This is a genomic window from Sulfurospirillum oryzae (genome assembly GCF_025770725.1).
GTDB classification, from domain to species: domain Bacteria; phylum Campylobacterota; class Campylobacteria; order Campylobacterales; family Sulfurospirillaceae; genus Sulfurospirillum; species Sulfurospirillum oryzae.
The window spans coordinates 549,047-563,243 of the sequence record NZ_JANZKZ010000001.1 but is presented as its reverse complement, the minus strand read 5'-3'; the positions used below and the strand labels follow the sequence as shown (position 1 = coordinate 563,243).

General features: G+C 39.8%; 16 protein-coding genes. All 16 read left to right on the top strand.

The window, feature by feature from the left end; genetic code table 11:
- The first annotated feature begins 68 nt into the window (after positions 1-68).
- The 16 genes from aroQ to N0B29_RS02675 all read left to right on the top strand — a co-directional run bounded on the left by aroQ (position 69) and on the right by N0B29_RS02675 (position 14,195).
- The gene (gene aroQ, locus N0B29_RS02750) at positions 69-557 is read left to right on the top strand and encodes a type II 3-dehydroquinate dehydratase (protein ID WP_263832156.1); all 489 of its coding nucleotides are present in this window, start codon (positions 69-71) and stop codon (positions 555-557) included.
- Between the two features lies 1 nt (position 558).
- Positions 559-1,587 carry a M24 family metallopeptidase gene (locus N0B29_RS02745; RefSeq protein WP_263832155.1) on the top strand — a complete coding sequence of 343 codons (1,029 nt, stop codon included), beginning with the start codon at positions 559-561 and terminating at the stop codon, positions 1,585-1,587.
- Positions 1,584-2,051: a 2-amino-4-hydroxy-6-hydroxymethyldihydropteridine diphosphokinase gene (gene folK, locus N0B29_RS02740; RefSeq protein ID WP_263832154.1), complete on the top strand. Its 468-nt coding sequence runs from the start codon at positions 1,584-1,586 to the stop codon at positions 2,049-2,051. Before N0B29_RS02745 ends, folK begins: the two co-directional genes overlap by 4 nt.
- Entirely contained in the window at positions 2,048-3,343 is a 1,296-nt protein-coding gene (flhF, locus tag N0B29_RS02735; RefSeq protein WP_263832492.1) for a flagellar biosynthesis GTPase FlhF, read from the top strand. Before folK ends, flhF begins: the two co-directional genes overlap by 4 nt.
- A complete protein-coding gene (locus N0B29_RS02730; RefSeq protein ID WP_263832153.1) occupies positions 3,324-4,196 on the top strand; it encodes a MinD/ParA family protein in 873 nt (290 codons plus the stop codon). The genes flhF and N0B29_RS02730 overlap by 20 nt, the downstream gene beginning before the upstream one ends.
- A gap of 22 nt (positions 4,197-4,218) precedes the next feature.
- Positions 4,219-4,590, top strand: a complete 372-nt coding sequence (locus tag N0B29_RS02725; RefSeq protein ID WP_263832152.1) for a hypothetical protein — start codon at positions 4,219-4,221, stop codon at positions 4,588-4,590.
- Positions 4,559-5,275, top strand: a complete 717-nt coding sequence (locus N0B29_RS02720; protein ID WP_263832151.1) for an RNA polymerase sigma factor FliA — start codon at positions 4,559-4,561, stop codon at positions 5,273-5,275. Before N0B29_RS02725 ends, N0B29_RS02720 begins: the two co-directional genes overlap by 32 nt.
- Positions 5,268-6,329, top strand: coding sequence for a flagellar motor switch protein FliM (gene fliM / locus N0B29_RS02715; RefSeq protein ID WP_263832150.1), 1,062 nt, complete (start codon positions 5,268-5,270; stop codon positions 6,327-6,329). Before N0B29_RS02720 ends, fliM begins: the two co-directional genes overlap by 8 nt.
- Positions 6,330-6,332: 3 nt before the next feature.
- Positions 6,333-7,193 (top strand): flagellar motor switch protein FliY, encoded by an 861-nt coding sequence (gene fliY / locus N0B29_RS02710; protein WP_263832149.1) that lies wholly within the window; start codon positions 6,333-6,335, stop codon positions 7,191-7,193.
- 8 nt (positions 7,194-7,201) lie between these two features.
- Positions 7,202-7,936, top strand: coding sequence for an LOG family protein (locus N0B29_RS02705; RefSeq protein ID WP_263832148.1), 735 nt, complete (start codon positions 7,202-7,204; stop codon positions 7,934-7,936).
- A gap of 2 nt (positions 7,937-7,938) precedes the next feature.
- Positions 7,939-9,624, top strand: a complete 1,686-nt coding sequence (locus tag N0B29_RS02700) for a hypothetical protein (protein WP_263832147.1) — start codon at positions 7,939-7,941, stop codon at positions 9,622-9,624.
- 20 nt (positions 9,625-9,644) lie between these two features.
- The gene (locus tag N0B29_RS02695; protein WP_263832146.1) at positions 9,645-10,574 is read left to right on the top strand and encodes a glycosyltransferase family 2 protein; all 930 of its coding nucleotides are present in this window, start codon (positions 9,645-9,647) and stop codon (positions 10,572-10,574) included.
- Entirely contained in the window at positions 10,571-11,266 is a 696-nt protein-coding gene (locus N0B29_RS02690) for a WbqC family protein (RefSeq protein WP_263832145.1), read from the top strand. The genes N0B29_RS02695 and N0B29_RS02690 overlap by 4 nt, the downstream gene beginning before the upstream one ends.
- 126 nt (positions 11,267-11,392) lie before the next feature.
- Entirely contained in the window at positions 11,393-12,526 is a 1,134-nt protein-coding gene (rffA, locus tag N0B29_RS02685; RefSeq protein ID WP_263832144.1) for a dTDP-4-amino-4,6-dideoxygalactose transaminase, read from the top strand.
- A complete protein-coding gene (locus N0B29_RS02680; protein ID WP_263832143.1) occupies positions 12,526-12,888 on the top strand; it encodes an EamA family transporter in 363 nt (120 codons plus the stop codon). The genes rffA and N0B29_RS02680 overlap by 1 nt, the downstream gene beginning before the upstream one ends.
- Positions 12,889-12,896: 8 nt before the next feature.
- The gene (locus N0B29_RS02675) at positions 12,897-14,195 is read left to right on the top strand and encodes an L-cysteine desulfidase family protein (protein ID WP_263832142.1); all 1,299 of its coding nucleotides are present in this window, start codon (positions 12,897-12,899) and stop codon (positions 14,193-14,195) included.
- The last annotated feature ends 2 nt before the right edge of the window (positions 14,196-14,197 follow it).

The following is a 14,197-nucleotide window of genomic DNA, read 5'->3' as shown; positions in this document are numbered from 1 at the left end:
ATTCGTGTAATTGTATCCTAAACTTACCCCTGATATAATAAGAGTAAATTTTAAACAAAAGGTAACCAATGAAAGTTGTCGTAATCCAAGGTCCAAATCTTAATATGCTCGGTCACCGTGAGCAAAATATTTATGGCGGTATGAAACTTGAAGAGATTCACTCTCAAATGGAGACTGTAGCAAAGCAAAATGGTTTTGAAATCGAATTTTTTCAATCCAATTTAGAAGGTGAAATTGTTGATCGTATTCAAGAGTGTCTTGGCGACGCGGATGGTATCATCATCAATCCAGCGGCGTATACGCACACATCTATTGCGATTCGTGATGCGATTAGCGCGGTTTCTTTGCCAGCGATTGAAGTTCATATCAGCAATATTTACAGACGTGAAGAGTTCCGCCAAAAAAGCATGACAGCGCCTGTTTGTACAGGTCAAATCAGTGGTTTTGGACCTTTTGGTTACCACCTTGCGATGATTTCAATGATGCAAATGTTAGGTGAGCTAGACGCTCTTCGTAAAGCTCAAGCAGCGGCACAGCAACAAGCACCACAAGCGTAACGTGAATTACATTCTTCAAGATGAAAATGCCCTCTTTCATGAATGTGGCTTTTCATGCGATCATGCGGTTTTTTTAAAGCTGGGAAGTGAAGCATTTTTTATTACCGATGCACGTTATACGACTGAGGCATCGGGAATTATTAAAAATGCAATTGTTTTAGAGGGCGATAGACGCGATCTTTTTAAAACAGCGCGTCTTTTAATCCGTAAAAGCGGCATCAAATCACTGATGTATAATCCCGAAGAATGGAATGTTGAAGCGTACGCAAGACTGAGTGAAAAGCTCAGTCTTAACTTTCAAAAAAAACCTAATTTTTCACAACAAAAGCGTATCATCAAAAGCGATGCAGAGCTTGAATTGCTCAAGAAAGCCGCACTTTATGGTAGGGATGCGTTTCATCGTTTTGGAGAATTTTTAAAACATGATGGTTTGGGCATAGATGAGATGATGGCGCATTTTGAGGCTGAGTCTATTTTCAAATACCGAGGCGCATTGGAGCTGAGTTTCTCGCCCATTGTAGCCCTAGGTGAAAATGCGGCAAAACCACATGCCCTTCCAACCCATAAAACATTGCAAAAAGGTGAGCTTGTACTTTTGGATGCAGGCGTGAAGTATCAGCGCTACTGCTCAGATCGAACACGAACTAGTTTTTTCGATGAGCATTTTAATTTTGAAAAAGAGCAACATTTCAAAGAGGCTCTTAAACAGAAAGTTTATGATACAGTGTTGTTAGCCCAAGAAGCCGCGATCAAAGCGGTTAAAGTCGGTGTTAAAGCCAAAGAGATTGACAAAGCGGCACGTGAAGTGATTGATAAAGCGGGGTTTGGAAGTTACTTTGTCCATTCCACAGGGCATGGCGTGGGGCTCGACATTCATGAATTACCCGTCATCGGGTCACGTTCCGAAACCGTTATTGAAGAAAATATGGTTTTTACCATAGAGCCGGGGATTTATCTGCCAGAGCAATTTGGTGTACGCATTGAAGATACGATTGTCGTGCGTGAGAGCGGCGCTGAGGTTTTGGGGTGAAGTTAGAACGCATTCGTTTTTTCCCTACATGTAAAAAAGCCAAACCACATTTTTCGCACCGTGCCGTCATTGGCCTTGGAGGCAATCAAGGCGATGTCAAGAAGCGTTTTGTAAAGCTTTACCGTCTGTTTTTAAATGACCCACGTTTTGATGTTCAAGAGACATCATCTGTGTTTAAAAATCCACCTTTTGGCTACTTAGATCAGCCTGATTTTTACAATGCCATCATGGTGGTGCAAACCTCTTTGAGTGCGAAAGCACTTTTAAAAGTACTTTTACATGTAGAACATTTTTTTGGGCGTGTCAGACTCTTTAAAAATGGACCAAGAACGCTAGATTTGGATATAATATTTTTCGATAATCAAAAGATTAAACAACCTAACTTAATCGTTCCACATCCCAGATGGCAGGAACGCGCATCGGTTATCGTTCCACTCTTTACGCTAAAAAGTTTTAAAGGATAGAGGTGAAATTTCATACGTTTAGTGGTGAAACACCAGCAGAAGCACTCAAGCAGGCTCAACACGAGTGTGGCGAAAATGCTTTAGTCATAAGCACCAAACAGATTCGCAAAAAAACCATTAGTACTTCAGCATTGTACGAAGTTGTGGTGGCTGTTGAAGATGATCAACCCACCCCTCCGCCCGTGGCACCTAGAAAACCAGAACCAAGAAGTGAGCACAAATACAAAAGTGGCGAAGATGTCCTCTTTAGCCTCTCTGAAGCTGCAAAGCAGATTTCGCAAATTGCACAAGCAACAGGTGATATTGGTAGCTCAAATGCTTCTAGACAAGCTGAAAAAGCGCAAAACAATGAAGGCATAGGCGAAATTAAATGCGAGATCAATAAACTTGCCGATAAAATCAAACTCATTCAAGAGATGTTTTGGGAAGAGCGCGCACCTCACCGCAATAACTTAGCGATTCCTTCTGAATTTTCAGAGATTTATAAATTGGCAAAGATTAGTGGTATGGGTGAAGATCATTTAGAGAACATTATGAACCTCACTTTAGAGCACATGCCTGTACGTATGAAAAATAACAGTGAGACAATCAAGCGTTATTTTCAAGTGCTTCTTCGTAAACTCATCCCTGTACGTGTCGAAGCAGAGCTTCCTAAAGGATCAAAACGCGTCATCATGTTTGTAGGTCCAACGGGTGTTGGAAAAACAACAACCATTGCAAAGTTAGCGGCACGCTACTCGTACATTCAAGAAAAACGTGCCAAAGTAGGCATTATTACTCTTGATACCTACAGGATTGGAGCGGTAGAACAACTCTTTCAGTATGCTAAGATGATGCGCTTACCGATTGAAGATGTGGTTGATCCCAACGATTTTAACAATGCACTTTCATCACTGAGCCATTGCGATGTCATTCTCATCGATACCGTAGGAAGCTCACAGTACGATAAAGATAAACTGATTAAACTCAATAAATTCTTGCAAAGTTCACAATTGCAAATCGATGTCAATTTGGTACTCTCCGCGGGCAGTAAACTTGAGGACCTCAAAGAGATCTATAAAAATTTCTCTTTTTTAGATATTGATACCCTTATTTTTACCAAATTTGATGAAACGAAAGTTTTTGGAACGATATTTTCTTTGATTTACGATATAGATAAGCCTGTCAGTTATTTTTCGATCGGGCAAGAGGTTCCTGATGACATTGTCCCCGCATCGAGTGACTTTTTGGTTGAATGCATTTTAGATGGCTTTGAGAAAAAAAGAGGTGAACATGGAAACGCAGGCGAATAAACTTCAAGAACTAGTCGGCGCAGTTTCTGCAAAAGAGCATAGTCATACTAAGTATATCGCTATTACCAGTGGTAAAGGTGGTGTTGGCAAAAGTACTGTCAGTGCCAATATGGCGAATGTACTCTCCAACAATGGCTATAAAGTTGGGCTCTTTGATGCAGATATTGGCTTGGCAAATCTTGATGTCATTCTGAATGTTCGTATTGATAAAAATATTTTACATGTACTCAAAGGTGAGTGTTCACTCAAGGACGTCATTGTCCCGATTAAAAAAAATCTGTTGCTCATTCCCGGCGAAAGCGGCGATGAAATTTTAAAGTACTCTGAGCAGTTTTTATTTGAGCGTTTTTTAGAAGAGACCAAGGTGCTTAATGATCTTGATTTTATGATTATTGACACAGGGGCTGGCATTGGCGGGCATATACAGCTTTTTCTAGAAGCAGCCGATGAGGTGATTGTGGTCACGGTTCCTGATCCTGCGGCGATTACCGATGCGTACGCAACGATTAAAATTACCAGTAAAACACAGTCCAATATTCATGTCATTTTAAATATGACCAAAAGTGAAAAAGAGGCGCAACTTATTTTTGATAAAATCAATAAAGTAGCTATGGCCAACATCGGTAATGGTTTGAAACTTAATTTGATTGGTAAATTACCCGAAGATAAATTGATTTCAAAGAGTATTAAACAACGTACCTTATTTACCAATGATGCTCCCAATTCTCTAGCAGCATTGGACATGAAACGCATCGTCAACAATTTAGTCTACAAATTGGAACGAAAAGTGCTTAAAACGGATACGAATAAGAGTTTTGGTAGCTTCTTTAAGCGTATTATTGAGCAATTTTAGATACATTTTGTAAAGGCATTATATGGTCAAATCAGAAAATTTCATCTATTTTTTCACCATCTGTGGTTTTTTTATAGGATTGATGTTTTCGATACTCAATTTTTCAGAGCCAGAAGAGATACTGTTCTACACGTTAGAAATAACGTTGGTATTCTATCTCATCATCCATGTGGCTGTCATGAATTTCTTTGATTTTGATCGTTTAAGCACCTTTATCTTTGACAAAAAAGACCATGAAAATATTGGCGATTACTTTATTCAAGAACTTGAAAATAGGGAAAAAGTGATGGATGGTCTTTTGGCGAGCATTGACAATATGAATCAACATTATGAAAAGTTAATGAAAGGCTCAACGGAGAGTAATGAATCCTACAGTAAAAAAGCAGCAGCCTAATCCTTACAGCCAAAATCTCAAAAAAGAGCAAGACGAACTCGTTTTGCAATATCTCCCTGCAGTGCGAGCTATGGCATATCGCCTTCGTGAAAGACTTCCTGCTTCTGTGGATGTAAACGATCTTATCTCTATTGGAACAGAAGAGATGATTAAACTCTCTAGGCGTTACGATAAAGACCAAAATGACTCCTTTTGGGGGTATGGTAAAAAGCGTGTCTATGGTTCAATGCTGGATTTTTTACGCTCATTAGATACGATGAGTAGAGCCAATCGCCGTTTAATAAAAATGGTCGATCAAGAAATTACTGCCTATTTAGGTGAGCATGGAAATGAGCCCGATGATGCTTATTTAGCAAAAGTACTCGGCGAAGATATTGAAAAAATAGCAGAAGCTAGAAATAGTGCCATGATCGTCTCAGTCATGTCATTAAATGAGCAAGTCACTATTCTCTCAGGCGAAGATACGGCACAAAAAGTAGAAAAAGATGAACTTTTAGAGATGGTGCAGAGCATTCTTTCAACCTTTGGTGAACGTGAACAGATGATTATTCAACTTTACTATTTTGAAGAGCTGAATCTTAAAGAAATTAGTGAAATTTTAGATATTAGCGAATCACGCATTTCGCAAATACATAAGAAACTTTTAGCAAAGATCAAAGAACAGTTGGGAATACATCATGGCTGATATACTAAGTCAAGAAGAGATTGATGCGCTCTTAGAGGTCGTTGAAGAAGAGGGCGATACCCTTTCGACGGAAGCTGAAAGCAGTGATACCAGACAAGTTATCCTTTATGATTTTAAGCGACCGAATCGTGTTTCCAAAGAGCAGCTACGTGCGGTCAAAGGTATTCACGATAAGATGGCAAGAAATCTTGCTTCACAGATCTCTTCAATTATGCGCAGTATCGTTGAGATTCAACTTCATTCTGTAGACCAGATGACGTATGGTGAATTTTTGATGTCACTCCCAAGTCCAACAAGTTTTAACGTCTTCTCGATTAAACCGCTGGATGGAAACTGTATTATCGAAATCAACCCTTCCATTGCGTTTCCGATGATCGATCGTTTGCTTGGCGGTCTTGGTGAGTCGTATGAAGCAACCAGAGAACTTACAGATATTGAGTTAAATTTATTGGATGCCATTTTACGTATCATTATGCAGCGCCTTAAAGAAGGATGGGCACCTATTACAGATATGTACCCAACTGTTGAGACAAAAGAATCCAGCCCAAACGTTGTCCAGATCGTTTCGCAGAATGAAATTGTCATCATGGTCGTTATGGAAATTATCATTGGAAATTCCAGTGGTATGATTAACCTTTGTTATCCTGTTATCTACCTTGAGCCTATTCTGTCACGTTTAGCCAATCGTGACATTATGCTGGGTGAAACCAGTGCTAAAAAGAGCCGTAACAAAGAGCTTAATACGCTTATTTCACGTGCAGAAGTTTTCAATGAGGCCATTATTGGTCAAGCCGAGCTTAGTGTTGGAGATTTGTTAGAGCTTAAAAAAGGTGATATTATCAGGCTTAATAGACCAGCGGATGATAAAGCGATTGTAATGATTGATAAAAAAGAGCTTTTTTTAGCTGAAATTGGCTTGCATCGTTTCCGTAAATCGATTAAAATAGAGAGTTTAGTTCGAACTGATAAAGATGAAATTAAGAGTGCTTTAGAAGAGTTAGAACACATTCGAAAATCAAAAATTTCATCATTTGATACAACGCAACAGGGGTAAGGTGTGAATACATTTGTACAATTATTACAACAAGAGGTTGTCTCTACTATTGAGGGCTTAACTGGCATTGCACCTACCGTTGAACTTAACGCTGAAGAGAGTGGTGAGAGTAAACTCAAACTCAGTCCTCCTTTGGCAAAACTTGATGTTACTGTTGGCGGAGAGCTTCACGGAAAAATGCGTGTGACGATGGCAACATCGATCGCAACAGCTATTGGCGACATGATGCTTGGTGGAGAAGGCAATGAAAAAGAGGATATGGACGCGGAAGATCTTGATGCGACCAAAGAGATTATCTCTAATATTTTAAGTTCTTTTTCGCGTTCACTTGGTAGTCAGAAAAATATGCCAAAGCTCGAGTTTGATATTGATAATGTCGAATACATCGATGCAAACAACACAATTGATTTTAAAGGGTTTGAGAAGCTTTTTATCTATAACCTAGCAGTTCACAATTCACATGATACGATTGCTTTTGCTATTACACATGAGCTAACACCTCTTATTGGCGAAGATGGTCCAGCACCTGTTGTATCGGCACCAACCCAAGAATTTGTTTTTGAAGAACCTAAAAAAGTTGTTACCAATTTATCGCCAGAAGAGCTCAGTAATATTGAACTTATCAAAGATGTCAGACTTCCGATTCGCGTCCGCATTGGCTCTAAAAAAATGCTTTTAAAAGATGTGTTAAGCATGGATATTGGTTCTGTTATAGAGCTTGACCAATTAGCCAATGATCCTTTGGAAATTTTAGTCGGCGACAAAGTGATTGCCATGGGTGAGGTGGTCATTGTAGATGGTAACTTTGGCGTACAAATAGGTGAAATTGGCACTAAACGCGAACGTTTAGAAAAATTACGATAGTAGATTGAATGGAACAGCGAAAACATATTAAAGATACAGAACGCTCAAATGAATGGAGTGTTCTTCGCATTATGTCAGATTTTGTCAAAGGATTTGACGAACTTCAAGATTTAGGACCCGCCGTAACTTTTTTTGGCAGTGCTCGTTTTCATGCCAATAATCGTTACTACAAAGATGCGCATGCTCTTGCAAATAAGCTTGGTAATAAAGGCTATTCAATTGTTACAGGCGGCTCGAAAGGCATTATGGAAGCCGCCAACAGAGGTGGATTTGATTCTAAGAATTGTCAGTCTATTGGGCTTAATATCAATCTTCCTCATGAGCAATCCGGCAATAAATACACCACCAAGCATCTCAATTTTGACTATTTTTTTGTTCGTAAAGTCATGCTTGTTAAATACTCTTTGGCTTATGTGATTTTCCCAGGCGGTTTTGGAACACTCGATGAGTTTTTTGAAGCTTTGACCTTGACGCAGACAGGAAAAATTACCAAAATTAGTATTTTTTTGTACGGGAAAGAGTATTGGGAGAAGCTTGTTGATTTTATTAAGACAACGATGGTTGAACATCATACGATTCGCCCTGAAGATATTGAGCTAATTACATTAACAGACGACTTGGATGAAATTGTGGCTAAAATAGATGAGCGCTTAGTACTTTATATCAATGAGCTTAAAAATGAAGGTTTAGAGCATAGTCGTTACTATCAAAAAGCCGTAGAATTTTTATCGAATCAAGAGTAAGAATGACAAAAAAATTGTATTACAAGCGTTTATTGAAAAAACATTTGCCACTTTTAGGAGCAATTTTACTGCTCAGTTTTGTGCTGTATGAAATCAGTTTTTATATTTTTAAGACCTACCGTGCCTTTTTTAATTCCGATGCGGCTATTGCCAATATTTTAGCGGAAGAAATTATTGTTGCGGGTACTTTTTTCCCTAGCCATTGGTGGTATGTCAATAATGATCTATGGGTTTTTTATAAGCAACTGCTTGTAATTCCTTGGGTACTTGCGGGTAAAAATGGTTATTTTGCGCACGCTTTTACGGTTTTTGAAGTCAGTGTTTTCATGATTGTTTTTATCTACTTCTTCTTGCGCTCTTTAATGCTCTCACGCGCTTCCTCTATTATGGGTGGCGTGGTTGTTTGTATTGGCTATTCGCCAATGTATCTAAGAGAGCTTTTCGGCGAAGCCGCGTACACGTGGTATTTTCTTTTTATGATCGCATTTATGTTTATTTTTCGCAAACTTAGCCCTCATGTGATTAGCAAAAGTACCCAGATTAAGGCTTTTATCTTTTTTATGATGTTGCTCTATTTGCTCGTGCTTGCAAACCCTGTGCGTTTTTTTGTCTATTATGTGGTTCCGTTTTTTGGAGCACTTGCCCTTTCGATCTATTTTGCACGGGATAGCCTCAAAACATTTAAGCATGTCTTGTATCGACTTTTCTCTGTTAAAAAAGTGGTTATTTTTATTTTTGCTTGTCTTGTTATGGGTCTTGCGGCAATGGCGCATTTCAATCTTTTGGAGAGTTTACACCTAGCAGGAGGTGCTAATAACGCCAACCTTGTTTCGCTTGAAATTCTTCCTGTTCATGCGGCACACGCACTTTTAGGATTGCTTAATTTTATAGGAGCAGAGTGGAATGAAGGGATAAGAGCGGCTTCTGTAATGGGCGCTGTGTCGCTTTTGAAACTAGCACTGTATCCTTTGGTTTTAATTATTCCTGCCTTACATGTAAAAAAATCTTTTTATCAGATGAGCTCAACTGAACGCTTTTTTGTACTTTTTTCCTATGTCGGGTTTGCTGTTATTTATATACTTTATTCAACCACAAGTTTGCATGAACACGCATGGGCAGCACGTAACAACATTCGTTACATCTCACCTTTTGTCATGATGATCCTCATTTGTAATGTCATCATGTGGCGCTTCTTTACGCCTTTGGCAAAAGTTATTTTAGCGTTTTGTTTAACAATGGCGATGGGATTATCGTGGAATTATGTCTCTCCAAAAGAGTGGCGTGGTATAGTTGATGAACGAATTGCTTTAGTCGAAGAGCTTAAAAGCAGAGGGCTACATTTTGGTTATGCTTCCTACTGGGATTCGCATATTTATACGGTCTTTAGTGATGGTGAAGTTGATATTCGCCCGATTGAAATTGATGAGAAAGGTGTTTCGCTTGTCAAATGGTTGTCAAGCGATAGATGGTATCAGAAAGATTCAACCGATGGAAAAGTCTTTTTTCTTGTTGAGCATGAAGACATTCCTGATCTTGAAGTAGGCATTAAAAACCTTAACATGCCAGACCCTATTGAGCAATTTGAGTTTGGTAAGTACACCATTGTTGTTTTCGAAAAAAATCCGCTTTATGTGAAAAAAAGTAAAGCAGAACCTAGGAAGAAAAAGCGTATAATGACGGCTCCCTAATTTACATGTAAAGGTGTCGCGTGGAGTCTGTCAAGATTAGTGTCGTTTCTCCTATATATGGCTGCAAAGAGTGTCTCTTTGAGCTGTATGATCGTTTGGTTAAAACACTTAGCCAAATTACAGATAATTTTGAAATCATTTTGGTTAATGATGCCTGTCCCCAAGCTTCTTGGGAGCGTATAGTGATGTTGTGTGCCAAGGATGCACGTGTTAAAGGGATAAACCTTTCGCGTAATTTTGGTCAACATTATGCCATTACCGCAGGACTTGATCATGCCAAGGGTGATTGGGTTGTTGTGATGGATTGTGATCTTCAAGATAGACCTGAAGAGATCATCAAGCTCTACAACAAAGCATTGGATGGTTATGATATTGTCTTTGGTAAACGCGTAGAGCGTCAAGATAGTTTCTTCAAGCGACTTGGCTCACAAATGTTTAATAGAGTTCTGGAGTACTTTACCGAGACCAAACATGATAATAGTATTGCCAATTTTGGCATCTATGCTCAAAAAGTGGTTGAGACGATTAATCGCTACCGCGAACACAGCCGAGATTTTCTTCTGTTTGCGCAAATGGTTGGTTTTAAAAAAGCTGAGATTGAAATCGAGCATGCCCCGCGTGCGTATGGAAAGTCTTCATACAACCTCTCCAAATTGATCCGTTTAGCCATTGATTCGATTGTTTCGCACTCGAATAAACCTTTGAGACTCTCTATTCAATTAGGTTTTTTCATCGCATTAGCCAGTCTTATCTATGCATGTTGGCTTGTTATTCGTTACTTTTTCTATCATACGCCAGCTGAGGGTTGGACAAGTTTGATGGTATCCATGTTCTTTATGTTTGGTCTACTGTTTGCGATTATCGGCATTACAGGGCTTTACATTGGCAAGATTTTTGATGAGGTTAAGAGACGACCTCTTTATATTATTCAAGAGACAATCAATTTATGAAAAAAATAGCAATTTTACAATCAAACTATATCCCATGGAAGGGGTATTTTGACATTATTGGCAGTGTGGACGAGTTTGTTTTATATGATGATATGCAGTACACCAAAAATGATTGGCGTAACCGCAATAAAATCAAAACGCAAAATGGGCTTCAATGGCTCAGCATTCCTGTGCGCCAAGAGAGTTTGCACCAAAAAATCAATGAGACGAAAATTACTGATCCAAAATGGAATGTAAACCATTGGAAAAGTATTGCTCAAAATTATGCGAAAGCACCTCATTTCAAAGCGTATAAAGAGCAATTTGAAGCACTATATATGAGTGCTACTATGGAAACTATCAGCGAGATCAATCGTCATTTTATTGATGCCATCTGCGCGATGTTAGAGATCAAAACGGTTATTAGAGACTCACGTGAATTTGTCTTAGCTGATGGTAAGAGTGAGCGACTTTTAGCACTCTGTCAAGACTTGGGAGCTACGACGTACCTCAGTGGTCCAGCGGCGCGTGATTATCTTGATGAGTCCATCTTCAAAGAAGCGGGAATAGCGGTTGAGTGGATGGATTACAGTGGTTATCAAGAGTATCACCAACTTTTCCCTCCGTTTGAGCATGGTGTAAGCGTGATCGATCTGATCTTAAATGAAGGCGAAAATGCCAAAAATTATCTTAAAAGTACAGGTGGTAAATAAAAGCACCAAAGGTGCGCGGGCACTCTGCCGAAGAGAACTCAGCGTTAGCGTAGCGTGAGAAGCTTTGCTTTGATCGCGTGTAAAGAGTTTTTAATAACTCTATAAAACTTAATTTAAGAGTCAATAATGATCCATTTTAATAAACCCCCACGAACGGGAAATGAAGAAAAATATGTATTAGAAGCGATGAGCAGCCTTAAAATTTCAGGGGATGGCCCATTTGGTAAACGTTGTCAAAAATGGTTTGAAGAGCGCTATCAATGTCCTAAGACACTTTTAACACCTTCATGTACGCATGCGCTTGAGATGGCAGCTTTACTTTTAGACATCAAAGAGGCTGATGAGGTCATTATGCCTAGCTACACTTTTGTAAGTACGGCTGACGCATTTGCGCTAAGAGGTGCAAAGATTGTTTTTGTGGACGTTAAGCCAGAGACTATGAACATTGATGAGCGTTTGATTGAAGCAGCAATTACCCCTAAGACCAAGGCGATTGTCCCTGTGCATTATGCGGGTGTGGGATGCGATATGGATGTGATCATGGATATTGCAACACGCCATAATCTATTTGTGGTTGAAGATGCCGCGCAGGGTTTTGAGAGTACTTATAAAGGAAAACCACTAGGCACCATAGGGCATTTAGGTGCGTTTAGTTTCCATGAGACCAAAAATGTCACCAGCGGCGGCGAAGGTGGACTTTTACTGATTAATGACGAACGCTTTTCGCATCGCGCGGAGATTATTCGTGAAAAAGGAACAAACCGTAGCCAGTTCTTTAGAGGCATGGTGGATAAATACAGTTGGGTGGACATCGGAAGTAGCTATCTTCCAAGTGAACTTCAAGCCGCTTACCTTTGGGGTGAACTTGAGATGGTCGATGCCATTCAAACACACCGTATGTCAAGTTGGAAAGCGTACTATGAAAGACTTGAACCCCTTGCGAAAAAAGGGTTGATCGAGCTTCCTTATATTCCAGAAGGGTGTGTTCACAATGCGCACATGTTCTATTTCAAGGTGAAAGATTTAGATGAGCGAACAGCACTTTTAGAGAAGTTTAAAGAGGCAAATATTGGCGCTGTTTTCCACTATATTCCTCTTCATAGCGCGCCAGCGGGACTCAAATTTGGAAACTTCTTTGGCGAGGATATTTATACGACAAAAGAGAGTGAAAGACTTGTTCGCTTGCCGATGTATTATGGTTTAACGATTGAAGAGATTGATGCAGTCTGTGAGATTTTGATGAAGTGGAGTGTACGTTAATGGCGCATTTATACATTTTTGGAACAATTTTCTTTACGGTGTACGGACAGCTGGTCATTAAGTGGCGCATACCGTTTCATGGTCATTTGCCTGATGCATCAGCAGAAAAATTGATTTTTTTATTGAAGCTTTTTTTAGACCCTTTTATTTTGAGTGGATTTATTTCCGCATTTGTTGCCTCTTTGTGTTGGATGGCGGCGATGACAAAGTTTGAGTTAAGTTATGCGTATCCGTTTATGGGGCTTACATTTGTTGTCGTGTTTATTTCATCGGTCTTTTTGTTTAGCGAGAGTGTGACGCTTTATAAAATTCTTGGTCTTGCCTTGATTGTGCTGGGGATATTTATATCAAGTCGAGGCTAGGAGTTTTGGTGGCGAGCGTAGAAGAAAAATTATTAACAATTTTATTTGAAGAGGTTGTCCCAGCTCAAGGATGCACGGAGCCGATCGCTATTGCGTACACAGCGGCAAAAGCCAGAGAGATTTTAGATGAGCCCATAGAGCGCGTGGAAGTGCGCATCTCAGGTAATATGATCAAAAATGTCAAAAGCGTCGTTGTCCCTAATAGCGGTGGAATGGTGGGTATTGAAACCTCCGTTGCAATGGGTTTAATCGCAGGAGATTCCAAAAAAGATCTTATGGTCATTAGTGATATTGATGCCGATGAGATGCAGCATGTCAAGGTATTTTTGGAACGCAAGGTGATCGAAGTTTTACATGTAGAGAGCGATGCAAAGCTTTATGTGGAAATCAAAGTGTTTAGTAAATCGCATTGGGTGAGTGTTGAGATTAAACATACTCACACGAACATTACCCGTATTCTAAAAGATGGTGAACTTATTTTAGATCGTCCGTGTAACGATGCTGATTTTAACTCTAGTTTTGAAGACCGTGAAGTCCTTAGCATTGCCGTCATTTATGAGACAGCACAAACGATTGATCTCTCAAAAATAAGACCCTTATTTCTCAAAGTCATTGAGCTTAACTCTCGCATCGCGCATGAGGGATTAGAAGGGCATTATGGTGTGAACATCGGAAAGATCATCTGCGATAACATCAAAAAAGGGTTTTACGGCAATGATGTGCGTAACCGTGCCGCTGCTTTTGCGAGTGCAGGTAGTGATGCAAGGATGAGCGGATGTGCTCTTCCTGTGATGACCACCAGCGGTAGTGGCAATCAAGGAATGACCTCCTCTTTAGCACTAATCGAGTACGCGAATGTTTTACATGTAAACGAAGAAAAACTTCTTCGTGCCCTTTTCTTCTCGCATTTGGCAACGGTGCATATTAAAAGCAACGTGGGAAGACTCTCGGCTTATTGTGGCGTCATTTGCTCTGCGGCAGCGGTGAGTGGAGCATTAGCCTTTTTGAACGATGAAAGTCTGGAAGTGGTTTCGCATTCTATTGGCAATACGCTGGGAGATGTTTCAGGCATCATTTGTGATGGTGCCAAGTCTTCGTGTGCTATGAAGATAGCCACTACGCTATACGCCGCATTTGATGCGTATATGCTTGCTTCTGCTGGGAGATTTCTTCAAGGAGGCGATGGCATTATCGCGCATGACATTGAAAAAACTCTTAAAAATATTGGCGCACTTTCTCAAGATGGAATGTATATCACCGATAAAGTCATTATTGATATTATGAGTAAAAACCACGCCAAGAGGTAGAA